Here is a 23,779-nt window from a genome sequence, read left to right on the forward strand (position 1 = left end):
CGCAGTCAACCGCGGCGCGACCGGCCCGTCCTCCCGGCCCCGTCGCACCCGGGGTCCTCCCCCGGTACGACGGACCGGCCCCTGGAGATCATCCCGGACGCCGACGCCCGCGCGCACCTCCCGGGCCGAGGCTCGTCGGGCCACCGCACGGTGGCCCGACGAGAGGAGTCCGGCGGTGCGCAGCACGGCGGCGAAGGTGGCCCTGGGCACGCTCGCGGCGACGCAGGCCGTCGCAGCGGTGGCCGTCGCAGGTGTCCTCGTGGCGATGCCGGTGGGGGTGGCGGGGGCAGGCGCCGTGCTCGCCGAGCTGCAGGGGCACACGCGGACCACGTCCCGCGCCGAGGCGGCGGAGGCCCCGAGGGGAACGGTGCCCTACTGGACCCGCGCGGTGGGCTCCGCTGTGACCGTCGTCCGCCCCGGCGTGGCGTCCGGTGCCGACGACCGGAGCGTGCGCGTGGACATGGACCTCGCACCCGGCGCCGCTCCGCCCGCGGAGTGCAGGCCCGTGGCGCAACCCGGTCCACCGTGGGACGGCGGCGGCTCGTGGCCCGACCTGAGCGGCGAGCGGGTGCTCCTGTGCGAGGGCTGGGCGACCGTCGTCGTCGACGGCCGTCTCTACGCCTGGACCGTCGGGCACCCGCAGGGCTGACGCGCCGTCCTCCCTCACCGCAGGGCGTCCTCCCCCACGTCCCACCGCGAGGGAGGACGCCCCACGATCAGGTCACCTGATCGTGGCGCACGCCGCCACCGCCTCAGCCGGCCAGCCGGGCGGCGCGTTCGGCCACCTCGGCCCGCAGTGCCTCGGCGTCCACGCCGGTCACCGTCCCACCGGCGACGACCTGCCGGCCCCCGACCCACACGTCGCGGACCAGCCGGGAGACGCCGGACCAGACCAGGTGGGTGAGCAGGTCCGCGGCATCGCCCACCGGCTCGAAGGCGAGGTCGCGGGTGTCGACGTGCACCAGGTCGGCCCGCCGCCCGGCCTCGACCTGGCCCAGGTCGGGCCGGCCGATCGCGTCCGCGGCCGCGCCGGTGGCCAGCCAGAACGCCTCGGCCGCGGTGAGCGCGGTGGCGTCCCGGGCGGCGAGCCGCGCCAGCTGGGCGGCCAGCCGGACGTCGGCGAGCAGGTCCAGCCCGTCGTTGGACGCCGGCCCGTCGGTGCCCAGGCCGACCCGGATGCCGCGGTCGAGCATGTCCCGCACCCGGGCGACGCCGCTGGCCAGCTTGGCGTTGCTCGCCGGGCAGTGCGCGACGGCGACGTCGTACTCGGCCCACAGCTCCAGGTCGGCGTCGTCCATGTGCACGCAGTGCGCGGCCAGCACCCGACCACCCAGGACGTCGTGCGCGGCCAGCAGCGCCGGCACCGACGCCCCGTGCGCGGCCAGCAGGTCGGCACCCTCGGTGGCGGTCTCGGCCACGTGCAGGTGCAGCAGCAGCCCGTGCTCGCGGCACAGCTCGGCAGCCCGCCGCAGCAGCGGCAGCGGCACGGTGTAGGCCGCGTGCGGGCCCAGCCCGTACTCGACGGTGCCGTCGTCGCCGACCCCGGCGGCCAGCTCGACGGCCGCGGCCATCTGCTCCTCCAGCGCCGGCATCCCCGGCAGCGGCACCATCGGCGCGGGGATCACCGCGCGGGCGCCGGTCCTGCCGACCGCCGCGGCGATCCGCTCCGGCGAGAAGTACATCTCCACGCTGGTGGTCACCCCGCCGCGCAGCATCTCCGCCGACGCGGCGGTCATGGCCACCTCGACGTCGTCGGGCGTCAGCCGGGCCTCCCGCGGCCACATCACCTCGCGCAGCCAGCGGTCCAGCGGCAGCCCCTCGCCCTGGCCGCGGAACAGCACCATCGGCGCGTGCGAGTGGGCGTTGACCAGTCCCGGCACGAGCAGCCCGGGCAGGTCCACCACCTCGGCGTCCCCGGGCGGCGGGGCGTCGGCAGCCGGCCCGGTCCACGCGATCCGGCCGTCCTCGACGTCGACGACGGCGTCCGGGACGACGGTGCCGGACCGGTCCCCCACGACGACGGCCCGGGCGGCGAGGCGCTGGCGCATGGCGGCACGCTAGCCCCACCGGCCCCGTCCGTCCGGCCGACGTCCGGGCAGGTCGCAGGAGGCCCCCTTACCGTGGGGACATGTCGTTCCTCGCCGCCGCGGCCTCCTCCGACCAGGGCGGGATCACCGGCTGGCTGCTCCAGCTGGTCGAGACCCTCGGACCCGTCGGCGTCGGGTTCTCCATCCTGCTGGAGACGGTGATCCCGCCGATCCCCAGCGAGGCCGTGCTCGGCCTGGCCGGCGTGCTCATCAACGACGGCCAGATGGACATCGTGCCGGTCATCCTGTTCGCCACGCTGGGCTCGGTGCTCGGTGCGGTCTTCTTCTACTACGTCGGCCGGGCGCTGGGCCCGCGCCGCTCGCACGCCTTCCTCGACCGCCTCCCGCTGGTCGAGACCGCCGACGTCGACCGGACCTTCGCCTGGTTCGAGCGGCACGGCCGCTCGGCGGTGTTCTTCGGCCGGATGGTGCCGATCGTGCGCAGCTTCATCTCCGTGCCCGCCGGCGTCGTGAGGATGCCGTTCCTGCAGTTCGTCCTCTACTCCGCCGCCGGCAGCCTCATCTGGAACAGCCTGCTGGTCACCCTCGGCGTGCTCGCGGGCGACTTCATCCAGGACAACCTCAAGTACTTCGACTACCTCGTCGTCGGCGTGTTCGTCGTCGGCATCGGCTACCTGGTGACCAAGCGGCTCAAGGACGTCCGTCAGCGCCGTCAGCGTGAGGCCACCGTCGGCCGGCCCGACGGCGGCCACCCGGCCGCGTGAGCCGGGGCCGTCCGGAGGTCGTCGCGCTCGACGTCAACGAGACCCTGCTCGACCTCTCCCCCGTCGCCGCCGCCCTGGTCGAGACCGGGCACCCGGCGCACCTGCTGCCCACGGTCTTCGGCCGCACGCTGGCCACCGGCTTCGCCGCCACCGTGGCCGGCGCCTGGCTGCCCTTCCGCGCCGCCTTCGAGTCGGCGCTGGCGCAGGTCACCGAGCTGTCCGCCGCCGACGTCACGCGCGTGGCCGACACCTTCCTGGAGCTCGTCCCGCACCCCGACGTCGAGCCCGCGCTGCGCCGGCTGGCGGCGGCCGGCGTGCGGGTGGTGACGCTGTCGCACGGCTCGCCCGGGGTGGCCGAGGCCGGCATCGAGCGCGGCGGCATCGCGCCGCTGGTCGAGCGGACGCTGACCAGCGAGACCGTCCGCGCGTGGAAGCCCTCGCGGGAGGCCTACCTGTGGGCCGCCGGCGCCTGCGGCGTGCCGCCGGAGCGGATGGCGCTGGTGGCCGCGCACGGCTGGGACGCCCTCGGAGCCGAACGGGCGGGGCTGACCGGGGCCTGGTTCCCGCGCAGCGAGCGCGTGTACCCGCCGGCGTTCCCCGCGCCGACCGTCGTCGCCGCCGACCTTGCCGGCGCGGTCGACGCCCTGCTGGCGCTGTGAGCTCGCCGGCGCTGGTCGACACCCCGCTCGGCCCGGCCGCGGTGCACGCCGACGGCCCGGTCGCGGGGGCCCGCGGCACGCTCGTGCTCGGCCACGGCGCCGGTGGCGGGGTGGCCTCGGCCGACCTGGTCGCCGTCAGCGGCTCCGCGGTCGCGGCCGGTTGGCGGGTGCTGCGGGTGGAGCAGCCGTGGCGGGTGGCCGGGAAGCGGATCGCGCCGGCCCCGCCGAGCCTCGACGTCGCCTGGACCGCCGTGCTCGACGCGCTGCGGGCCGGCGGCGCGCTGACCGGGCCGCTGGTGTTCGGCGGCCGCAGCGCCGGCGCGCGGGTGGCCTGCCGGACCGCGGCGGGCGCCGGCGCCGACGGCGCGCTCTGCCTGGCGTTCCCGCTGCACCCGCCGGGCCGCCCCGAGCGCAGCCGGGCGGGCGAGCTGACCGGCGCCGCGGTGCCCGTGTGCGTCGTCCAGGGCGAGACCGACGCCTTCGGCCGCCCGGAGGAGGTCGCCGCGGTGCTCACCGGCGTGCCGACGGCGTCGGTCTACGCGGTGCCGGGCGACCACTCGCTGGGCCGGGCGCCCGAGGTGGTGGCCGCCGTGGCGACCTCGTGGCTGGAGGACCTGCTCAGCAGTTGATCATCGGCTGCGTGCACGCGACGCGCGCGGACACGCCGCGGAGCCGTGCACGCAGCCGATGATCAACACCCGGGGGCGTCAGCGGCGGCGGCGCCGGATGGCGAACAGGACCAGCAGCAGCACCGCCAGCACGCCCGCCGCGGGTCCGGCGTACCGGGCCACCGCGGCGCCGCCGGCCACCTCGAGCAGGTCGATCGGCTCGGGCTCGGCGACCGGCTGGTCGCGCACCGTCGCTGCCGCCGGGGTGCTCCGCGGCGGGGCGCCGGTGGCCGGGCGGCTCGGCGGCGCGGTGTTGCCCGACGGCGGCGTGCTGGGCGCCCGGCCCACCGCGGCCACGGGCGCGGTGTCGGTGGCCGACGGCGTGCTGTCCGCGGCCACGGGAGCGTCGTCGGCGCCGACCGCCGAGATGGAGACGGTGTCCGTCGCGCCCACCGGCGTGATCGGCGCGGTGTCGGTGGGCGGCGGCGGGGCATCGGCGGTCGAGGTGCCCGACGACACCGCGTCGGTGGCCGCGGCCGCCGCCTCGCGGGCCTTCGTGCCGGCCTTGCGCACCGTCGCCGCGGCGGCGTTGTCCCCCGGCACCTGCTCGACGGACTGGGCGACCTCCTCGGCCGCCCCGGTCGCGGTGGCGGCGACCTTCCCCGCCACGGTCGGCTCCTGCTTGCCGGCAGCCGCAGCGGCGTCGACGGTCACGTCGTCCCCGCTGGCGAGCTGGGCGGCGAGCTTGTCGGCGAACTGGCCCAGCAGCTTGTTGCCGACGTCGGTCATGACACCGCGGCCGAACTGCGCCGGCCGGCCGGTGATGTTGAGGTCGGTCAGCACGTCGACCCGGGTGGTGCTGCCCTCCTCCTTGAGCTGGGCGGTGATGAGGGCGGCGGCGGTCCCGTTGCCCCGCTGGTCCTTGCCGCGGCCGTCGATGACCGCCCGGTGCGCGGCCTCGTCCTTCTCGACGAACGACGCCTTGCCCTGGTAGGTCAGGTTGATCGGGCCGAGCTTGACCTTGACCCGGCCGGTGAACGAGTCACCCTCGACCGAGTCCAGGGCGGCCCCGGGCATGCAGGGGGCGATGCGCTCGATGTCGAGCAGCACCCGCCAGGCCTCGTCGACGGGGACGGGGACGGTGAAGGAGTTCTCCAGCTGCACGGTGCGACCTCCGGGGTGGGGAACGGACCTCGGCCGGTCCGCCCGGGGAGGGGCGGGCCGGCCGAGGGCGGGCGGGTGCCGGGTTGTGTCGGAAACTACAACCCGGCGGCGGCGGTCACCGCCCGGCGGGTCAGCACCTGTGCGAGGTGCTGGCGGTAGTCGGCCTGCGCGTTGAGGTCGCTGCTCGGGCTGGTGCCCTCGGCGGCCGAGCGGGCCGCCGCGGCGACCGCGTCCGGTGACGCCGACGCCCCGGCGAGGGCCGCCTCGGTGGCCGCGGCGCGCAGCGGGACCGGGCCCATGTTGGTCAGCCCGATGCGCGCCTCGGCGATGTGCCCGTTCTCCCGCCGCACCGCCGCGGCGACCGCGACGATCGACCAGGCCTGCGCCACACGGTTGAACTTCTCGTAGCGCACGCCCCAGTCCCCGGCGAGCTTGGGCACCCGGATCTCGACGAGCACCTCCCCCTCGTCGAGGGCGGTGGTGAGGTAGTCGACGAAGAACTCGCTCGCCGGGACGGTGCGCCGCCCCCCGGGCCCGGCGACCACCATCTCGGCGTCCAGGGCCAGCGCCACCGAGGGCAGGTCACCGGCCGGGTCGGCGTGCGCCAGCGCCCCGCCGAAGGTGCCCCGCCGGCGGGTCTGCCGGTCGGCCACCGTCTCGGTCGCCTCGGCGATGAGCCGCGCGTGCCGGGCGATCAGCGGGTCGGCGATGACCTCCGCGTGGGTGGTCATCGCGCCGATCACCAGCACGTCGCCCTCCTCGCGGACGCCGCGCATCTCGGCGACCCGGCCGAGGTCGACGATCGTCTCGGGCGCGGCCAGCCGCAGCCGCATGACCGGGATGAGCGACTGCCCGCCGGCCATGACCTTGACGTCCTCACCGCCCTGGGCGACCGCCTGGACGGCCTCGTCGACGGTGGTCGGCCGGACGTACTCGAACGGTGCGGGGATCACAGGTCACCTCCGGAGGACGACGTGCCGGTGGACGGCGCCTGGGCCGACTCGGCCCCCTGCGCGTTCGTCTTGGCGGTGGCCCGGTCCCCGCCGTCGCCACCCTCGTGGACGGCCCGCCAGACCCGCTCCGGGGTCAGCGGCATGCGGATGTCGCGCACCCCGAGGTGCCGCACGGCGTCGAGGGCGGCGTTGACCACCGCCGGCGTGCTCGCGATGGTGCCCGCCTCGCCGACCCCCTTCGCGCCGATCGGGTTGCCCGGCGCCACGTGCACCGTGTTGTCGGTGTCGAAGTGCGGCAGGTCGGCGGCCGAGGGGACCAGGTAGTCGACGAAGGTGCCGGTGGTGAGGTTGCCGTCGGCGTCGTACACGGCCTCCTCGTAGAGCGCCTGTGCGATGCCCTGGGCGAGGCCGCCGTGGATCTGCCCCTCGACGATCAGCGGGTTGACGATCGTGCCCACGTCGTCGACGCAGGCGTACTTGCGGATCGTCACCATCCCGGTGTCGGTGTCGACCTCCAGGGCGCAGATGTGCGTGCCGTGGGGGAAGGAGAAGTTCACCGGGTCGAAGGTCGCCTCCGCGTCGATCGACGGCTCGACGTCCTCCGGGTAGTTGTGCGCCGCGAAGACGGCCAGGGCGATCTCCTGGATCGACAGCCCGGTGCCCGGCGTGCCCCGGACGGTGAACTTCCCGCCGGAGAAGTCCAGGTCGTCCTCGTTGGCCTCGAGCAGGTGGGCGGCGACCTTGCGGGCCTTCGCGATCACCTTGTCGGCGGCCTTGACGACGGCGGTGCCGCCGACGACCAGCGAGCGGGAGCCGTAGGTGTCCATGCCCTTGGGCGCGACGGCGGTGTCGCCGTGCAGGACCTCGACGTCCTCGAACGGCACGCCGAGCTGGTCGGCGACCAGCTGGCTCCACGCCGTCTCGTGGCCCTGGCCGTGCGGCGTGGAGCCGGTGACGACCTCGACCTTGCCGGTGGGCAGCATCCGGATCGACGCCGACTCCCAGCCGCCCGCGCCGTAGGACAGCGAGCCGAGCACCCGGGAGGGGGCCAGGCCGCACATCTCGGTGAAGGTGGAGAAGCCGATGCCCAGCTGCACCGGGTCGCCGGACTCGCGGCGGCGGCGCTGCTCCTCGCGGAGCTCGTCGTAACCGATGAGCTCCAGGGCCCGCTGCGTGGCGCCCTCGTAGTCGCCGCTGTCGTACTCCAGGCCCGCCACGGTGGTGAACGGGAACTCCTCGGCCCGGATCCAGTTCCGGCGGCGGACCTCCAGCGGGTCCATGCCCAGCTCGGTGGCGAGCTCGTCCATGATCCGCTCGACGGCGAACGTGGCCTCGGGCCGGCCGGCGCCGCGGTAGGCGTCGGTGGGCACCTTGTTGGTGAAGATCCCGTCGCACTCGAACCGGTAGGCCGGGAACTTGTAGATGCCCGGGAACATGAACGCGCCCAGCGCCGGGACGCCGGGGGTGATCAGCCGCAGGTAGGAGCCCATGTCGGCGAGGATCCGCACCTTGAGGCCCTTGACGTGGCCCTCGCGGTCGGCGGCGACCTCGACGTACTGGATCTGGTCGCGGCCGTGGTGGGCGGTCATCAGCGACTCGCTGCGGGTCTCGGTCCACTTGACCGGCTTGCCCAGCCGCCGCGCGATCAGCAGCGCGAGGATCTCCTCGGGGTTGACCTGCAGCTTGCCGCCGAAGCCGCCGCCGACGTCGGGGGCGACCACGCGCAGCTTGTGCTCCGGGATGCCGGTGACCATCGCCAGCATCACCCGCAGCACGTGCGGGATCTGGGTGGCCGACCACATCGTGAAGTTGTCGCCCTGCGGCTGGACGACCACCGAGCGCGGCTCCATGAACGCCGGGATCAGCCGCTGGTTGACGAACCGCCGGCTGACGACGACGTCCGCGGAGGCGAAGGCCTCGTCGGTGTCGGCGCCCGTGCCGGCCTCGCCGGCGTCGAACACGAAGTGGTAGCTGGTGTTGGTGTCGAGGTGGTCGTGGCAGAGCTCGGCCTCATGCCGGACCGCCTCCTCCATGTCCAGGATCGGCGGCAGCAGGTCGTAGTCGACGTCGACCAGCTCGATGGCGTCGGCGGCCGCGGCCCGCGACCGGGCGACGATGACCGCGACGGCCTCGCCGACGTGGTTGACCTCCTCGACGGCGATCGAGGGGTGGCCGGGGTTGAGCATCTCCGGCGTCACCGGCCAGGCGCAGGGGATCGAGCCCTGCTCCTCGGCGAGGTCGCGGCCGGTGTAGACGGCGACGACGCCCGGCGCCTCGAGCGCGGCGCTGACGTCGACGTTGGTGATCTTCCCGTGGGCCACGGGGCTGCGGACCACGGCCATGTGCAGCATCCCGGGCAGGACCATGTTGTCGGTCCAGGTGGTCCGCCCGGTGATCAGGCGGGCGTCCTCCTTGCGGCGGCGGGCCTTCCCGACCTCCTTCTCCGGGCCGGGGGTCTGGGTGGTGGCCGCGTCCTCGGTGACCGTCACGACTGCGCTCCCAGGGTCTCGGAGGTGCCCGACATCTCGCCGGCGGCCTGCTGCACCGCGCGGACGATGTTCTGGTAGCCGGTACAGCGGCAGAGGTTGCCCTCGATGCCCTCGCGGACCTCGTCCTCGCTGGGGGCCGGGTTCTCCTTCAGCAGGTCGATCGACGCCATGATCATCCCCGGCGTGCAGAAGCCGCACTGGAGACCGTGCATCTCGTGGAACGCCTTCTGCACCGGGTGCAGGGCGCCGTCGTTGCCGATGCCCTCGATGGTGGTGACCTCGGCGCCGTCGGCCTGGACGGCCAGGACGGTGCACGACTTCACCGCCTGCCCGTCGAGGTGCACGGTGCAGGCGCCGCAGTTGCTGGTGTCGCAGCCGACGACGGTGCCGACCTTGCCGAGCGCCTCGCGCAGGTGGTGGACCAGCAGGGTCCGGGGTTCGACCTCGTCGGTGTAGGTCACGCCGTCGACCCGCATGCTCACCCGTGTCATGGATCCTCCGCTTGGTTGCAGGGGGCGAGTGCACCCGGTGGCCGGGTGCTCCACGGCGGAGTCAACCAACGCGAGAGTGACTTAGGCCACGCTTACCTGCGGTCCGCAGTGCACCGGTTCCGCGGATGCGGAGCTGCACGGCTGGCTGACCCGCGCGTGCGGTCTCGCCCACCCGGGGCGCCGCCGCAGCGGAGAGGTTGCAGACCCGTTGCAGCGGTGGCTCAGGCCGCCGGGACGGCGCGCAGCTCCCGGCGTCGCAGCAGCGCGCTGGCGGTCAGGGCGACCAGCCCCAGGCCGGCCAGCCCGGCGCCCACCAGGCTCGGCGCGGTGTAGCCGTACCCCGCGGCGATGACCACGCCGCCGAGCCAGGCCCCGAGCGCGTTCGCGGCGTTCAGCGCCGAGTGGTTGAGCGCGGCGCCGAGCATCTCGGCCTCCCCGGCGACCTCCATGAGCCGCAGCTGCAGGCAGACGACGAGCGTCGAGGCGCTCACGGCGAGCAGGAAGACGACGGCCAGCAGCGTCGGGGCGGCCGCCGTGGCGGGGGCGACGAGCAGGAGCAGCACGGCCAGCGCGACGAAGGTGCCGACCATCGACCGGAACAGCGCCAGGTCGGCCAGCCGCCCGCCCAGCGCGGTGCCGATCACCCCGCCGACACCGAAGGCGAGCAGCACCCACGGGACGGTGCCCCGGGACAGGCCGGTGACCTCGGTGGTCAGCGGCGCGATGTAGCTGTAGAGCGCGAACATGCCGCCGAAGCCGACGGTGGCGACGGTGAGGGTGAGCAGCACCTGCGGCCGGCGCAGCGCACCGAGCTCGCCCCGCACGGTGGCGTGCGGGTCGCCGGGGGTGGCGGGCACGACGGCCGGCACGGCGGCCAGGGTGAGCAGGGCGAGGACGACGACGGCCCAGTACGCCGAGCGCCAGCCGAGGGTCTGCCCCAGCCAGGTCGCGGCCGGGACGCCGGCCACGGTGGCCACCGCCAGACCGAGCATCACCGTGCTGATCGCGCGGCCGCGCAGCGCCGCCGGTACCAACGAGGCGGCGACCAGCGAGGCGACCCCGAAGTAGGCGCCGTGCGGCAGCCCGCTGACGAAGCGGGCGAGCAGCAGCGTCGTCGACCCGGGCGCCACCGCGCTGAGCACGTTGCCGGCGAGGAAGGCGGCCATCAGCCCGACCAGCAGCCCCCGGCGCGGCAGCCGGGCGCCCAGCGCGGCGATGACCGGGGCGCCGACGACCACGCCCAGCGCGTACGCGGAGATGACGTGGCCCGCCGTCGGGATGTCCACACCGACGCCGGCGGCGATGTCGGGCAGCAGGCCCATGGTGACGAACTCGGTGGTGCCGATGGCGAAGCCGCCCAGCGCCAGCGCCCCCAGGGCGACGGCGACCCGCGGGGTGGCGAGCGAGGTCGGGCGGGCGGCGGGCGGGGCGGCGGTGCGGGCACTCACGTAGCCGTGCCAAGAGAACCGGGCGGGGCCGCATTCCCGTCCCGGGCGGATCGCCTCAGCCGCGGGAGGACCGGCGCAGGGCCAGCAGGTGTGCCGCGACGGCGGCCCGGCGCGGGGAGCCGGTGGGCAGCGCCTCGAGGCAGGCCTGCCAGGCGGCGGCGTCGTCGCGCGCCTCCGGCAGGGCGATCCAGCGCAGCAGCAGCTCCGGCCGGCGGCTGCGCAGCACCGCCGCGCGCAGGGCCGCGGAGGTGCGGCGGCGGGCGGCGACGACGCCCGGCGCGGCCGAGCGGGGCAGCACCGGCCCGGGATAGCCGTCCAGCGCCGCGCCGGCGGCGCCGCGGTCGAGGGCGGCCCGCACCCGGTCGAGGTCGCTGTCCAGCCGGCCGAGCAGCCGGTAGGGGCGCGAGCCGACGAGGTCGGCGCCCACCAGCCGGCGCAGCCGGGACAGCTCGGCCCGGACGGTGACCGTGGCGGTGGCCCCGGCGTGACACTCGGCGGCCAGCCGCTCGGCGCTGCGGCCCTCGCCGGTGGCGGCGGCCTCGGCGAGCAGCAGGAGCAGCTCGGAGTGGCGCAGCGAGAGCTCGACCGGCCCGGTGGGCAGGGTCAGCCGGGCGCGCTCGCGGCCGAGCACCTCCAGCAGCGGAGCGGACGCCCGGGCCGGCGCGGGGCGCAGCGGCCCGCGCGACTGCTCCTCGCGGTGCAGCCAGCGCAGCTCGGACTCCACGGCCGCCACGGTGGCGCGGACGAGGGTGAGCACGTGCGGGCTGGCCACGTGGTCACCGCCGGTGACGTCGATGGCGCCGAGCAGGACGCCGGTCACCGGGTGGTGGACCGGTGCGGCCGAGCAGCTCCACGGCTGCACCGGGCGGCGGTAGTGCTCGCTGCCGTAGATCTGCACCGGGTGGTCGAGGGCCAGGGCCGTCCCCGGGGCGTTGGTGCCGGCGACCTCCTCGGCCCAGCGGGAGCCCGGGACGAAGTTCATGCCCTCGGCGAGGTTGCGCAGCCGCCGGTCGCCCTCCACCCACAGCATCCGGCCGTCGGCGTCGGTGACGGCCACGATCATCCGGTCGGCCTCGGCGTCCTCGACCAGCAGCCGGCGGATGACCGGCAGCACGGCCGCGAGCGGGTGGGCGGCGCGGTGGGCGTCGAGGTCGTCGTCGAGGAGGTCGACCGGCGGTCCCTGGCCGTCGGGGTCGACGCCGCTGCCGAGGCTGCGCCGCCAGGAGTCCCAGACGACCGACCGCACGGCCGGGCGGGGCGGGGGCGCGCCGCGGGTCACCAGCGTCTCGTGCGCGGCCCGCAGCTGCCGGGTCAGCCCGGGGGTCGGCCGGCCGCCGGGCAGGGCGAGCCACGGGCTGACGCCGGTCACGGCGCGCTCCCCGACGTGTGGTTCATGGTCCGCCCATGGTGACCCCTGTCACGGGGTCCGCGCCAGGCACCCCCGCCGCAGGTCAGCCGCCCGGTGGGCGGGCGGGCAGGAGCGCCCGCGCGGACCCGGCCCGCAGCGCACCCGCCCACAGCCCGGCGCCGTAGGCGAGGTCCTCCAGCCGCCGGGCCACGGCGAAGCGCGGCAGGTCCACCTCGGCCCGGTGCGGCCACCACCCGAGCACCGCGTCGGCCACGGCGACGGCGGCCGCCGCGCGCCGGGCCCGGGGGGACGCCGCGGCGGCCACGGCGGTCAGCGGCCAGTGGTGGCGGGTGGCCGCGCGGGCCAGCGTGCGCACGCCTGCGGCGGTGCCGCGCAGCACCAGCCCGGCGGCCAGGCCGTACGGGGGCCGCCCGCCGGTGGGCGCCAGCCGCCGGCGAGGGCCAGCCCCACGGCCGCCGCCGACCAGGGGCTGACGACGACGGGGGCGACCAGCGCCCCGTGCCGCGCGGCCAGTGGTGCGGCGCCGGTGCCGTAGACGGCGCGGCGGCGCAGCCACGCCACGGTCGAGGACGGGTGCTCGTGCGCGACCCGCGCGGCCGGGTCGTAGCGGACCCGCCAGCCGGCCGCGGTCAGCCGCCAGACCAGGTCGACGTCCTCGGCCACCGGCATCGCGGCGTCGAAGCCCGCGCCGAGGGCCGCCCGCCGGGCCAGCAGGGCGGCGCTCGGCACGTACGAGAGCGCGGTCAGGGGCGCGACCCGCGCCGGGTCCGGCCCCATGTCCAGCGCGCTGACCGCCGTCTCGTAGGCGGTGGTCCAACCCGGCCGCGCCGGCGGCAGTGCGACGACCCGCGGCGCCACCACGGCCAGCCGCGGGTCGGCCAGGTGCGGCAGCAGCACGTCCAGCCAGCCGGGCAGCGGCACGCAGTCGGAGTCGAGGAAGGCCACGACGCGGCTGGTCGCCGCGCGCAGCCCGGTGTCGCGCGCCGCGGCCGGGCCGAGGGACCGTTCGTGCCGGAGCACCTCGGCGCCGCCCGGCGCGGTGACCGCGGCCAGGGCGCCGGGGTCGGCCGAGCCGTCGTCGACGACGAGCACCCGCACGCCCGCGGTGGCCGGGTCGGCGCGCAGCGCGGCCAGCAGCCGCGCGACGCCGCCCGCACGGTCCCGGACCGGGACGACGACGGTGACCTCCCCGGGACCGGGCGCGGGACCGGCCGGCTCCGCGACGGCGATCCCGGCGTCGAGCAGCCGGGCCGCCAGCGCAGCCGTCGCGGCCGACGAGACCACGAGCCGGTCGCCGTCGAGCAGGCCGCGGGCGGCCGGGGCGAGCCGGAGCAGCCGCAGCGGCGAGCCGCCGAGCAGCGCCGCGCCGTCCTCCAGCCGCCGGCTGCCCGTGGCGAGCCGGACCGCGTAGCCGTCGGGCAGCCGGGCGTCCGGTGGCGGCGGGACGGTCACCCGGCCAGGACGTCGTCGGCGGTGGTGATCTCGACCAGCGGGGCGTAGAGGCCCATCAGGCCCAGCGCCTTGCGGTGGTCGTCGTCGCTGCTGCCCGCGCAGGCGTCGGCGGCCACGCGCACCGGCACGCCGGCGTCGGCGGCGGGCAGCACGGTGGAGACGACGCAGCAGTCGGTGGCCACGCCGGCCACGGTCAGCGGGCCGGCGCCCACCAGCCCGGCCAGCTCCGGACCCCACTTGCCGAAGGTGGTCGCGGTGACCACGTGGGCCGGGCCGGGGTCCTCGACCAGGTCCCACAGCGGCGCGTCGGGCGGCTGTAGCGCGAAGGGCCACTGCTCGTAGTAGGCCACCCAGGCCCCCGCCGGCTGCCGCGGCGCCACGAACCGGGTGAGGACGACCCGCTCGCCGAAGGCGGCCACCAGGTGCTGGATGCGCGGGTGCGCCTCGGCGAAGCGGGGCGCCGCCCACGGGGAGTCCGGGTCGGCGAACACCCGCTGCGCGTCGACCACGACCAGCCAGCCGGGGATCTCTGCCACGGCCGGACCCTAGCCGGGCCGCGGGGGACCCACACGACTGAGGTTAGGCTCACCTGAGTAGTCCCACCCGGAGGAGCTCCCGATGTCCCACGCCCTGTCCCGGCGCGCCGCCCTGCTCGCGGCCGCCCTGACCACCGCCGCGTCCCTCGCGGCGTGCGGATCCGACGACGCCGGCGAGGCGGCGGGGTCGGCGGCCTCGGCCGGTGGGGAGTTCCCCGTCACCGTGAGCACCGCGTTCGGCGACGTCGAGGTCGAGGAGGAGCCGCAGCGGGTCGTGGCGCTGGGCTGGTCGGACGCCGAGACCGCGCTGGCGCTGGGCGTGCAGCCGGTCGGCGCCAGCGACTGGCTGGCCTTCGGCGGGGAGGGCGTGGGCCCGTGGGCCGAGGGGCGGTACGACGAGGCACCGGAGATCATCGACACGCTGGAGCCCAGCCTCGAGGCGATCGCCGCGCTGGAGCCCGACCTCATCCTCGACACCCGCTCCGACGGCACCCAGGAGCGCTACGACTCCCTCAGCGAGATCGCGCCGACCGTCGGCGCCCCCGAGGGCGTGGGCGCCTACCAGACCACGTGGCAGCAGCAGCTCGACCTGGTCGGCCGGGCGCTGGGCCGCGCCGACGAGGCCGCGCAGCTGCAGGCCGACGTCGAGCAGGCCCTCGCCGACGCCGCGGCCGCGCACCCGGAGTTCGACGGCACCGAGGTCGCCGTCGGCGCGTACACCTCGGAGGGCTTCGGCGCCTACGTCCGCGGCGACACCCGGGTCGACTTCATGGAGGCGCTCGGCTTCACGAACAAGCCGGCCGTCCAGGACCTCGCCACGGAGAACTTCTACGTGCCGGTCTCCGAGGAGCAGGTCTCGCTGCTCGACGCGCCGCTGACCGTCGTCTTCCCGATCTTCGTCGACCCGGCGCAGATCACCGCGAACCCGCTGTGGCAGACGCTGGGCTCGGTGCAGCAGGGCAACGCCGTCGTCCTGGAGGACCCCACGCTGGTCAACGCCTTCTCCAGCGGCTCGGCCCTGGGCCAGCAGTACGCGCTCGAGCAGGCCGTCCCGCTGTTCGCGCAGGCCCTGCAGCCCTGACCCCGTCAGACCACAGGAGGCCGTCCCGGCACCGCCGGGGCGGCCTCCTGCGTCCGCACCGCCCTCCGGCGCAGCGCCAGGGTGCCCAGCAGCCCGACGAGGAAGGCGGCCAGCACGCCGAGGTTGGCGAAGGCCCAGTCGCCCTCCCGGCCGCCCAGCCCCAGCGGACCGAGCAGGTAGCCCTGCCAGTCCAGCCAGCCGGCCAGCGAGTTGGTGACCAGCCCCCAGCCGAGCACGGTCCCGGCCGCCAGGAGCAGCAGCGGCACGGCCGGGGCCGCGCCGTAGCGGCCGCGGGGGTCGTAGAGGTCGGCCTCGGCGTAGGCCCGTCGGCGCAGCGCGAGGTCGCCCAGGAACACGCCGCACCAGGCGGCGATCGGCACGCCCAGGGTGATGAGGAACCCCTGGAACTGCACGAAGAACCCGCCGGTGGCGACGAAGACCACCCAGATCGCGCCGAGCACCATGAGGGCGCCGTCGATGCCCGCCGCGACCGGGCGGGGCACCCGGATGCCGGCGGCGAGCAGCGAGAGACCGGACGAGTAGATGTCCAGCAGCGCGCCGCCGACCAGGCCGAGCACCGCGACGACGACGAAGGGCACGAGGAACCAGGTGGGCAGCAGAGCGGCCAGCGCGCCGATCGGGTCCGCGCCGATCGCCCCCGACAGCTCCGGGTCCGACGCCGCCAGCAGCAGCCCGGTGCCCAGCAGCACGACCGGGGCCAGCGCGCCGCCGAACGTCGTCCAGCCGACGACGCCACGGGTGGACGCCGCGCGCGGCAGGTAGCGGGAGTAGTCGGCGGCCGCGTTGACCCAGCCGAAGCCGTACCCGGTCATGGCCAGGACCAGCGCGCCGACGACGGCCGCCGCCGAGCCGGCCGGGACGGCCGTGACCGCCGACCACTCCACCGAGTCGGCCACCAGGACCACGTAGACGACGGTCAGCACGCCGCCGACCACGGTGATGACCGCCTGCATGCGGATGATCGCGTCGAAGCCGAGGACGCCGCCGGCCACCACCAGGGCGGCGACGACGAGCAGCGCGACCACCTGGGTCGCCGTCCCCCCGCTCCAGCCGAGCTGGCCGAAGACCGTGGCGGTGGCGAGGGTGGCCAGGCTGACCAGCACCGTCTCCCAGCCGACGGTGAGCACCCAGGACAGCACCGCGGGGACCCGGTTGCCGTGCACGCCGAAGGCGGCGCGGCTGAGCACCAGGGTGGGCGCCGAGCCACGCTTGCCGGCGATCGCGACCAGGCCGCAGAGCAGGAAGGACACCACGATCCCGACGACACCGGCGACGAGCGCCTGCGCGGCGGAGATGCCGAAGCCGAGCAGGAACGAGCCGTAGGCCAGGCCGAGCACGCTGACGTTGGCGCCGAACCACGGCCAGAACAGCGAGCGCGGGGCGCCGTGGCGCTCCTCCTCGGCGATGACGTTGATGCCGTTGGTCTCGACGGCTCCCCGCCCGGGGGACGCGCCGGTCCCCTCGTCCACGGCCTGCCGCTGCGCCATCGGGACCTCCTCGCTCGGCGGGACCGCGGGGGGCGGGCCCGTCCCCGGCCATCCTCCTGCCCCCGCCGGGCGGCGGCCCGCGCAGGCGCGTCCGGCGGTCAGCCGCGCAGCCGCCCGTCCTCCCCGACGTCCCACCGGTGGACGGCGGCCGTGAGCCGTCCGGCCAGGTCGGCCAGCAGCCGCGCGCCCTCCTCCGCCGTGGCGCCGGTGGGGTCGCCGAGCACGCCGGTGGGGCTGACCGCGCGCACGCCCTCGTCCCGCAGCCGGGGCAGCAGGTGCCCGATCGGCGTCGTCACACCCGGGACCGCCCGGCCGGGCCGCGCGGCGCCGGGTTCCAGGTGCAACAGCAGCGCGGTCTCGGTGCGGCCGGCGTGCGCGTCCCCGCCCGGGACGCCGCAGGGGAACCAGGCGGCGTCGCGGCCCTCGCCGCGCAGCAGCGGGACGGCGCGGCGCAGCGCGTCGAGGTTGCCGCCGTGGCCGTTGACCAGCAGCAGCCGCCCGGCCCAGCGGCCGGCCGACCGGCCGTACTCGACGAGCAGCGACGTCAGCGCCTCGGTGCCGATCGAGACGGTGCCGGGGAAGCCCTCGTGCTCGCCGCTGGCGCCGTACGGGACGGCGGGCGCGACCAGCGCCGGGCCGAGGTCGGCCGCGGCGACGACCGCGGTGGCGACCGTGGTGTCGGTGGCCAGCGGCAGGTGGGGCCCGTGCTGCTCGACCGAGCCCAGCGGCACCACGAGCAGCGGACGCTCGGGCAGCTCCGGCCAGACGGCGCCGGCCAGGTCGGGCACGCGGTCAGCCTAGGCAGGTCACGGTGTCAGGAGGCGGATACGGGGAAGGGCAGGGACATGACCACCGACTCGCCAGACGCCACCGCCAAGGTCGCCGGGCTCATCAAGGGGCAGAGGTTCGGCTTCCTCACCACGACCATGCCCGACGGCCGGCTGACCAGCCGGCCCATGTCGCTGCAGGAGGTCGAGTTCGACGGCGACCTCTGGTTCTTCGCCGAGCACGACGCCCCGTGGCTGGCCCACATCACCGCCTCGCCGCAGGTCAACGTCGGCATCGGCTCGGGCGGCACCTGGGTCTCGCTGACCGGCACCGCGCGCGTCGTCGACGACGTCGCCAAGAAGAAGGAGCTGTGGAACGCCGGCGTCGAGGCGTGGTTGCCGCAGGGGCCCGAGGACCCCTCGGTGGTGCTGGTGAAGGTCGACGGCGACACCGCGGAGTACTGGGACAGCCCCGGCAACCGGCTGGCCACGGCGCTGAGCTTCGTCAAGGCCAAGGCCACCGGCTCCCAGCCCGACACCGGCGATAAGGACGTCGTCGACCTCCCCTAGGGCTGGGCACGGGGCGTCCAGCGGACTCCCAGGCAGATCACCGGGCCCGGTCAGGGACGGCGGCCAGCCTGGGGGCACGTCCACCGGAGGTGCCCCGTGCTCACCCTCGCCCTGCTCGTCGCGCTGCTCCTGGCCATGACCCTGGCCGACCTGGCCCCGGGCCTGCTGCCCGACGGGTCGGGGCCCACCGTGGTGGCCCCGACCCGCTGAGGGGTCATCCGAGCGGCAGGCCCGCCAGAGGGGACTCGTCGCAGGCCTTGGCGGGGATCGCGGGCATGCCCAGCAGCGTGGGCTGGCCGCGGACCGGTCCGGTGTGCGAGTGGTCGAGATGGCTCCTCGGCGTGACCAGGTCGGCGTCGCGGGCGGCCAGCGCCGTCTCGCCGTATCCCTGCACGCACTCGGGGTCGGGGCCGTCCAGCGGCAGGCCGGTGAAGAACTTGGCCGCCATGCAGCCGCCGCGGCAGGCGTCGAAGTGCGCGCACTTCGTGCAGGCGCCGCCGGTCTGCGGGCTGCGCAGCTCGCGGAACAGCTCCGAGGACTGCCAGACCCGCTGGAAGCCGCCCTCGTCCCGCACGTTGCCGGCGAGGAACTGCTCGTGGATGGCGAACGGGCAGGCGTAGACGTCGCCGACCGGGTCGATGAGGCAGACCACCCGCCCGGCGCCGCACAGGTTCAGGCCGGGCAGCGCCTCGCCGTAGGCCGACAGGTGGAAGAACGAGTCGCCGGTGAGCACCCGGTCGCCGTGGGCCAGCAGCCAGGCGTAGAGCTCGCGCTGCTGGGCCTGGGTGGGGTGCAGCTCGTCCCAGACGTCGGCGCCGCGGCCCGAGGGGCGCAGCCGGGTGATCCGCAGCTGGGCGCCGTAGCGGTCGGTCAGCGCCCTGAACTCGTCGAGCTGGGAGACGTTCTCCCGGGTGACGACGACGGAGACCTTGAAGTCGCGCATCCCGGCCTCGGCCAGGTTCTCCAGCGCGCGGGTCGCGGTGGCGAACGAGCCGGTGCCGCGGACGCGGTCGTTGACCTCGGCGGTCGCGCCGTCGAGGGAGATCTGCACGTCGACGTAGTCGGTGGCCGCCAGCTGCCGCGCGCGGGCCCGGTCGAGCTTGACGCCGTTGGTGGAGAACTTGACCCCGACCTGGTGGCCGACGGCGTAGTCGAGCAGGTGCCAGAAGTCCGGCCGCACGGTGGGCTCGCCGCCGCCGACGTTGACGTAGAAGACCTGCATCCGCTGCAGCTCGTCGATGACCGCCTCGGCCTCGGCGGTGGAGAGCTCGCGGGGGTCGCGCCGGCCCGAGGAGGACAGGCAGTGCACGCACGCCAGGTTGCAGGCGTAGGTGAGCTCCCAGGTCAGGCAGATGGGGGCGTCGAGGCCGTACTCGAACTGGTCGACCAGGCGCCCGCCGGTGGGGCGCTGGGGGACGACGGCGGTCACAGCGGCTCCTCGCTCGTCTCGGCCTCGCTGCAGGGGCCCGCCGCGAGGGTTGACCGGCCCTCCTGCGGGGCCCCACCGCGAGCGCGCGAGCGGTGGGGGGCAGGAGGGTCCTTCTCGGGGGGCAGTGAGGTCCTCCGTTCGATCATCTGGGAGCGGGCGAGGTCGGCCAGTGCCGTCACGTAGGCACGCCGCTGCGCCTCGGGGACGCCGCACGCGACCAGGGCGGCGTCGGCGCTGGGGTGGTCGGCCAGCGTCTCGACGACGGTGACCAGCGTCCTCGACTTCAGGAACGACAGCTTCCGGTTGCCGAAGTGGTAGGCCAGCGCCCCGAACGGCTCCGGTCGCAGCGCCACCGACCGGGCACGCCGCCAGGGCAGGGCGGGGTCGAAGACGTCCGCGGCCGGAGCGGGGGAGCTCATGGCCGTCGGCTCAGTAGACGCCGCACATGCCGTCGATGGAGACCTCCTCGACGAGGGACTCCTCGACCAGCGCGTCCTCGGCCACGGCGTCCTGGATCTCGGCGGCGTCCTGGGTCTCGGTCTGGGCGGGCGTCTCGGGCATGCCGACCTCCGGGAGAGGGGAGCGGGGATGCCGAGGACCGTAGGGGCACCGGGTGCCACCGGCAACCGAGGGGGTGAGCGCGGACACACCGGGAGTGGCCTCCCCGTCGCCGGGCGCGAAGATGTGCCGGTGAGCGTGCTCCGCGAGTCCGTCCGGACCGTCCCCCGGGACGACCCCCGTGGGGACACGCGCGCCCGGATCGAGCGGGCGGCGCTGGAGCTGTTCACCGCCGCGGGCTTCGAGCGGGTGACGATCGAGGACATCGCCGCGGCCGCGGGCACCAGCCGGCGCACCTTCTTCCGGACCGTGGGCAGCAAGGCCGACGCCGTGTGGGGCGACTTCGACGGGCACGTCGCCCGGCTGGCCGCGCTGCTCGAGCGGTCCGGCGACGACGTCCCCGTGCTGACCGCCGTCCTCACCGCCTACGTCCAGGCCAACGACTACGCGGCCGGCGACCTGCCCGTGCTGCGCCAGCGGATGCGGCTGATCCTCACCGAGCCGGCGCTGCAGGCCCACTCGCAGCTGCGCTACGCCGACGTCGACCGGGTGGTCGCCGGCTACGTGGCGCGGGGGGGGGGGGGGGGGGGGGGGGGGGGGGGGGGGGGGGGGGGGGGGGGGGGGGGCGGGGGGGGGGGGGGGTGGGCGGCGGGCTCGCCACACCCCCGCCCCCCCCCCCCCCCCCCCCCCCCCCCCCCCCCCCCCCCCCCCCCCCCCCCCCCCCCCCCCCCCCCCCCCCGCCCCCCCCCCCCCCCCCCCCCCCCCCCCCCCCCCCCCGCCCCCCCCCCCCCCCCCCCCCCCCCCCCCCCCCCCCCCCCCCCCCCCCCACGGCGCTGGTGCCCCGGCTGGTCGCCACGGCCACCCGGGCAGCGGCGACGACCGCGTTCGAGGTGTGGCTCTCCGGTGACGTCGCGTCGCTGGCCGAGGCGTTGCGGACGGCGTTCGGCCAGCTCGCCGAGGGCTTCCCGGGCCTGCGCTGACGGCGGCTCGCCAGGCATGGGAAGCCATCCGCACGTCCAGGGGCGCCAGACGTGCGGATGGCTTCCCATGCCTCAGGCCAGCACCGCCCGCAGCCCGGCGAGCAGCCGGTCGACGTCGTCGTCGTCGGTGTAGGGCGCCATGCCGATCCGCAGCCCGCCGGCGTCGCCCAGCCCCAGCCGGCGGGACGGCTCGATGGCGTAGAAGCTCCCCGCGGGCGCGTTGACGCCCCGCTCGGCGAGCGCCCGGGAGACCTCCGCGGCGGGTCGGGCGGCGAACGTGTAGAGCAGCGTGGGCGTCCGGTGCCGGGCGCGGGACCACAGCGTGACGCCGGGCAGCTCCGCGACGCCCTCCTCGACCCGTTCGCGCAGCCGGTCCTCGTGCGCCTCGACGGCGGTCATCCCGGCGACCAGCCGCGCCCGGCGGTCGCCCTCCGCGCTCCCCAGCGCGGCCAGGTGGTCGATCGCCGCGGTGGTGCCGGCCAGCAGCTCGTAGGGGAGCGTGCCGAGCTCGAACCGCTCGGGGACCGCGTCGGTGGAGGGCAGCAGTTTGTCCGGGTGCAGGGTCTCCAGCAGCGCCGGCGCGGCCACGACACAGCCCAGGTGCGGGCCGAGGAACTTGTACGGCGAGCAGGCGAACAGGTCGGCCCCCAGCGCGGCGACGTCGACCGGCGCGTGCGCGGTCAGGTGCACGCCGTCGACGTAGGCGAGCGCGCCGGCCCGGTGCGCCAGCGCGGTGAGCGCGGCGACGTCGGGCCGGGTGCCGATGAGGTTCGAGGCGCCGGTCAGCGCGACCAGCCGGGTGCGGTCGGAGAGCACCGCGGCCAGCGCCTCGGCGGTGAGCTCGCCGGTGTCCGGGTCGAGGTCGGCCCAGCGGACGGTCGCGCCGCGCGCCGCGGCGGCCTGCACCCACGGCCGCACGTTGGCGTCGTGGTCGAGCCGGGTGACCACCACCTCGTCGCCCAGGCCCCAGCCGGCGGCCAGTGCGCGGGACAGGTCGTAGGTCAGCTGGGTCATCGACCGCCCGAACACGACGCCGCCCGCGTCCCCCGCGACCAGGTCGGCCACCGCCGCCCGGGCGGCGAGCACGACCGCGTCGGCGTGGCGCTCGGCCGCGGTGACCTGCCCGCGGTTGGCGATCGGCGCGGTGAGCGTGGCGGCCACCGCCTCGGCCACCTGGCGCGGCACCTGGGAGCCGCCGGGGCCGTCGAAGTGGGCCGCGCCGGCGCGCAGGGCGGGGAAGTCGGCACGGACGGCGACGACGTCGTAGGCGGTGCTCGCGGGTGAGGTCACCTCCGCAGCATGCCCGCCGGCGCCGCCGTCCCCGCGGACGGGACCGGTCCTCCTCCCCTGGCCGGTCGGGCAGGTGCACCTGACCGGGTGGCCGGATGTGCTCCTCCGGTCGGCCGGTTCTCCCCCGCGGGTCCTGCCGCCGGTGGGACGCCGCTCGTAGCGTGCGCCGACGGCTCCCCGCTGGCAGACGGAAGGACCCCTCCCATGCAGGTCGAAGAACTCCTCAAGCCCTTCCCGATCAAGGAGTTCCACCCGTTCCCGCGGGCGCTGATGGGCCCCGGAGCGCACGAGATCATCGGCCCCGAGGCGCTGAAGCTGGGGTTCCGGAAGACGCTGATCATGACGTCGGGCCTGCGCGGCTCGGACATCGTCGAGAAGATCGCCGGGTCGATGCGCTACCACGGCCTGGAGGTCGTGGTCTACGACAAGGTGGAGTCCAACCCCAAGGACTACAACGTCATGGACGCGGTCGCGCTGTACCAGGAGAACGAGTGCGACAGCTTCGTCTCCATCGGCGGCGGCTCCAGCCACGACGCGTGCAAGGGCGCGCGGATCTCGGTGGCCCACGACGGCCGCAGCGTCAACGAGTTCGAGGGCTTCAACCAGTCGGAGAACCCGAAGAACCCGCCGCACATCGCCGTCTCGACGACGGCCGGCACCGGCTCGGAGACCTCCTGGGCCTACGTCATCACCGACACCACGACCGACCCGGAGAACCCGCACAAGTACGTGGCCTTCGACGACCACTGCCTGGCGACGCTGGCGATCGACGACCCGGTCCTCTACTACGACTGCCCGATCGACTACACCGCCCAGTGCGGCTTCGACGTGCTCGCCCACGCCAGCGAGCCCTACGTCTCCCGGCTGGACTTCCCGCCGTCGCTGGGCAACGCCCTCTACGCCATCAAGCTGACCAACCAGCACCTGCGCCAGGCGGTGTGGAACGGCCAGGACCTCGGAGGCCGGCAGGGGATGATGTACGCCCAGTACATCGCCGCGCAGGCGTTCAACTCCGGCGGCCTGGGGATCATCCACTCGATCAGCCACGCGGTGAGCGCCTTCTACGACACCCACCACGGGCTGAACAACGCCATCGCGCTGCCCCGGGTGTGGGCGTTCAACATGCCCACGCAGTACCAGCGCTTCGCCGACATCGCCGAGGCCATGGGCGTGGACACCCACGGCATGACCGCGCCACAGGCCGCCGACGCCGCCCTGGCCGCGGCCATCCGGCTGCTGCGCGACGTCGGCATCCCGGAGAAGTTCACCGACGTCACCCAGGACAGCTACTCCAAGAACCGGCTGGGCGTCGGCCCGACGACGTTCTACGAGAACGCCGCCGTCATCACCGGGGACGACAAGGACGTCGACCGGATCACCCACCACGTCCTCGGCGACGCCTGCACCCCCGGCAACGCCAAGGAGTGCACGTTCGAGACGGTCCGGCCGGTGGTGGAGCACTGCATGCAGGGCGACCTCGACGACCTGCTGTCCTGACCGACTCCGGGGGGGGGGGGGGGGGGGGGGGGGGGGGGGGGGGGGGGGGGGGGGGGGGGGGGGGGGGGGGGGGGGGGGGGGGGGGGGGGGGGGGGGGGGGGGGGGGGGGGGGGGGGGG

The 23,779-nt window shown here is 76.1% G+C and carries 24 protein-coding genes and 1 pseudogene; 9 read left to right on the forward strand and 16 right to left on the reverse strand.

The features are described from left to right. Positions 1-175 precede the first annotated feature (175 nt). On the forward strand, positions 176-649 hold the full coding sequence (locus tag ACI78U_RS19015) for a hypothetical protein (protein WP_456876953.1): 474 nt from the start codon (positions 176-178) through the stop codon (positions 647-649). A 103-nt stretch (positions 650-752) separates the two neighbouring features. On the opposite strand, the gene ACI78U_RS19020 is transcribed toward ACI78U_RS19015, so the two are convergent. Continuing rightward, positions 753-2,048 carry an amidohydrolase family protein gene (locus tag ACI78U_RS19020; protein ID WP_456876954.1) on the reverse strand — a complete coding sequence of 432 codons (1,296 nt, stop codon included), beginning with the start codon at positions 2,046-2,048 and terminating at the stop codon, positions 753-755. A gap of 80 nt (positions 2,049-2,128) precedes the next feature. On the opposite strand from ACI78U_RS19020, the gene ACI78U_RS19025 reads away from it, so the two are divergent. From ACI78U_RS19025 to ACI78U_RS19035, 3 genes are read left to right on the forward strand one after another with little or no spacing between them, the layout of a single operon-like run. Beyond that, positions 2,129-2,812 carry a DedA family protein gene (locus ACI78U_RS19025; protein WP_456876955.1) on the forward strand — a complete coding sequence of 228 codons (684 nt, stop codon included), beginning with the start codon at positions 2,129-2,131 and terminating at the stop codon, positions 2,810-2,812. Next, positions 2,809-3,471: an HAD-IA family hydrolase gene (locus ACI78U_RS19030; RefSeq protein ID WP_456876956.1), complete on the forward strand. Its 663-nt coding sequence runs from the start codon at positions 2,809-2,811 to the stop codon at positions 3,469-3,471. Before ACI78U_RS19025 ends, ACI78U_RS19030 begins: the two co-directional genes overlap by 4 nt. After that, positions 3,468-4,100 (forward strand): alpha/beta hydrolase family protein, encoded by a 633-nt coding sequence (locus tag ACI78U_RS19035; protein WP_456876957.1) that lies wholly within the window; start codon positions 3,468-3,470, stop codon positions 4,098-4,100. The genes ACI78U_RS19030 and ACI78U_RS19035 overlap by 4 nt, the downstream gene beginning before the upstream one ends. Positions 4,101-4,178: 78 nt before the next feature. On the opposite strand, the gene ACI78U_RS19040 is transcribed toward ACI78U_RS19035, so the two are convergent. The 9 genes from ACI78U_RS19040 to ACI78U_RS19080 all read right to left on the reverse strand — a co-directional run bounded on the left by ACI78U_RS19040 (position 4,179) and on the right by ACI78U_RS19080 (position 13,981). Further along, complete coding sequence (locus ACI78U_RS19040; RefSeq protein ID WP_456876958.1) at positions 4,179-5,243, reverse strand: SRPBCC domain-containing protein; 1,065 nt, start codon at positions 5,241-5,243, stop codon at positions 4,179-4,181. A gap of 95 nt (positions 5,244-5,338) precedes the next feature. Next, positions 5,339-6,196, reverse strand: coding sequence for an FAD binding domain-containing protein (locus tag ACI78U_RS19045; protein WP_456876959.1), 858 nt, complete (start codon positions 6,194-6,196; stop codon positions 5,339-5,341). Next, the gene (locus tag ACI78U_RS19050; protein ID WP_456876960.1) at positions 6,193-8,685 is read right to left on the reverse strand and encodes a xanthine dehydrogenase family protein molybdopterin-binding subunit; all 2,493 of its coding nucleotides are present in this window, start codon (positions 8,683-8,685) and stop codon (positions 6,193-6,195) included. Before ACI78U_RS19050 ends, ACI78U_RS19045 begins: the two co-directional genes overlap by 4 nt. Continuing rightward, entirely contained in the window at positions 8,682-9,176 is a 495-nt protein-coding gene (locus tag ACI78U_RS19055; protein WP_456876961.1) for a (2Fe-2S)-binding protein, read from the reverse strand. The genes ACI78U_RS19050 and ACI78U_RS19055 overlap by 4 nt, the downstream gene beginning before the upstream one ends. Before the next feature lie 221 nt (positions 9,177-9,397). Then, positions 9,398-10,624, reverse strand: coding sequence for an MFS transporter (locus ACI78U_RS19060; RefSeq protein WP_456876962.1), 1,227 nt, complete (start codon positions 10,622-10,624; stop codon positions 9,398-9,400). Positions 10,625-10,679: 55 nt separating this feature from the next. Beyond that, entirely contained in the window at positions 10,680-11,993 is a 1,314-nt protein-coding gene (locus tag ACI78U_RS19065) for a GAF domain-containing protein (RefSeq protein ID WP_456876963.1), read from the reverse strand. Between the two features lie 82 nt (positions 11,994-12,075). Then, positions 12,076-12,348 carry a hypothetical protein gene (locus tag ACI78U_RS19070; protein WP_456876964.1) on the reverse strand — a complete coding sequence of 91 codons (273 nt, stop codon included), beginning with the start codon at positions 12,346-12,348 and terminating at the stop codon, positions 12,076-12,078. After that, positions 12,303-13,445 carry a mycofactocin biosynthesis glycosyltransferase MftF gene (gene mftF / locus ACI78U_RS19075; RefSeq protein ID WP_456876965.1) on the reverse strand — a complete coding sequence of 381 codons (1,143 nt, stop codon included), beginning with the start codon at positions 13,443-13,445 and terminating at the stop codon, positions 12,303-12,305. Before mftF ends, ACI78U_RS19070 begins: the two co-directional genes overlap by 46 nt. Continuing rightward, complete coding sequence (locus ACI78U_RS19080) at positions 13,442-13,981, reverse strand: cysteine hydrolase family protein (RefSeq protein WP_456876966.1); 540 nt, start codon at positions 13,979-13,981, stop codon at positions 13,442-13,444. The genes mftF and ACI78U_RS19080 overlap by 4 nt, the downstream gene beginning before the upstream one ends. Before the next feature lie 82 nt (positions 13,982-14,063). On the opposite strand from ACI78U_RS19080, the gene ACI78U_RS19085 reads away from it, so the two are divergent. Further along, the gene (locus ACI78U_RS19085; RefSeq protein WP_456876967.1) at positions 14,064-15,062 is read left to right on the forward strand and encodes an iron-siderophore ABC transporter substrate-binding protein; all 999 of its coding nucleotides are present in this window, start codon (positions 14,064-14,066) and stop codon (positions 15,060-15,062) included. Positions 15,063-15,067: 5 nt separating this feature from the next. Here the strand turns inward: ACI78U_RS19085 and ACI78U_RS19090 are convergent, their stop codons facing one another. Both ACI78U_RS19090 and mftE read right to left on the reverse strand, forming a co-directional pair. Beyond that, the gene (locus ACI78U_RS19090; RefSeq protein ID WP_456876968.1) at positions 15,068-16,570 is read right to left on the reverse strand and encodes a purine-cytosine permease family protein; all 1,503 of its coding nucleotides are present in this window, start codon (positions 16,568-16,570) and stop codon (positions 15,068-15,070) included. Positions 16,571-16,668: 98 nt separating this feature from the next. Next, complete coding sequence (gene mftE / locus ACI78U_RS19095) at positions 16,669-17,358, reverse strand: mycofactocin biosynthesis peptidyl-dipeptidase MftE (RefSeq protein WP_456876969.1); 690 nt, start codon at positions 17,356-17,358, stop codon at positions 16,669-16,671. Between the two features lie 57 nt (positions 17,359-17,415). Here mftE and ACI78U_RS19100 point away from each other — a divergent pair, with 57 nt between their 5' ends. Then, complete coding sequence (locus ACI78U_RS19100) at positions 17,416-17,907, forward strand: pyridoxamine 5'-phosphate oxidase family protein (RefSeq protein WP_456876970.1); 492 nt, start codon at positions 17,416-17,418, stop codon at positions 17,905-17,907. 214 nt (positions 17,908-18,121) lie between these two features. Here the strand turns inward: ACI78U_RS19100 and mftC are convergent, their stop codons facing one another. Genes mftC through mftA form a run of 3 tightly spaced genes read right to left on the reverse strand, consistent with a single transcriptional unit; the run spans position 18,122 to position 19,897 of the window. Next, the gene (mftC, locus tag ACI78U_RS19105) at positions 18,122-19,336 is read right to left on the reverse strand and encodes a mycofactocin radical SAM maturase (protein ID WP_456876971.1); all 1,215 of its coding nucleotides are present in this window, start codon (positions 19,334-19,336) and stop codon (positions 18,122-18,124) included. After that, a complete protein-coding gene (mftB, locus tag ACI78U_RS19110; RefSeq protein WP_456876972.1) occupies positions 19,333-19,755 on the reverse strand; it encodes a mycofactocin biosynthesis chaperone MftB in 423 nt (140 codons plus the stop codon). The genes mftC and mftB overlap by 4 nt, the downstream gene beginning before the upstream one ends. 10 nt (positions 19,756-19,765) lie before the next feature. Continuing rightward, positions 19,766-19,897, reverse strand: coding sequence for a mycofactocin precursor MftA (mftA, locus tag ACI78U_RS19115; protein ID WP_456876973.1), 132 nt, complete (start codon positions 19,895-19,897; stop codon positions 19,766-19,768). A 27-nt stretch (positions 19,898-19,924) separates the two neighbouring features. On the opposite strand from mftA, the pseudogene ACI78U_RS19120 reads away from it, so the two are divergent. After that, a pseudogene (locus tag ACI78U_RS19120) lies at positions 19,925-20,455 on the forward strand (acyl-CoA-like ligand-binding transcription factor); the annotation flags it as partial. An 80-nt stretch (positions 20,456-20,535) separates the two neighbouring features. After that, positions 20,536-20,874, forward strand: a complete 339-nt coding sequence (locus ACI78U_RS19125) for an acyl-CoA-like ligand-binding transcription factor (protein WP_456876974.1) — start codon at positions 20,536-20,538, stop codon at positions 20,872-20,874. A 72-nt stretch (positions 20,875-20,946) separates the two neighbouring features. Here ACI78U_RS19125 and ACI78U_RS19130 read toward each other — a convergent pair whose 3' ends face one another. Continuing rightward, on the reverse strand, positions 20,947-22,164 hold the full coding sequence (locus ACI78U_RS19130) for a cysteine desulfurase-like protein (protein WP_456876975.1): 1,218 nt from the start codon (positions 22,162-22,164) through the stop codon (positions 20,947-20,949). 204 nt (positions 22,165-22,368) lie between these two features. On the opposite strand from ACI78U_RS19130, the gene mdo reads away from it, so the two are divergent. Continuing rightward, positions 22,369-23,661, forward strand: a complete 1,293-nt coding sequence (gene mdo, locus ACI78U_RS19135) for an NDMA-dependent methanol dehydrogenase (protein WP_456876976.1) — start codon at positions 22,369-22,371, stop codon at positions 23,659-23,661. Positions 23,662-23,779: the final 118 nt, after the last annotated feature.

The organism is Geodermatophilus sp. SYSU D00710, assembly GCF_054050195.1.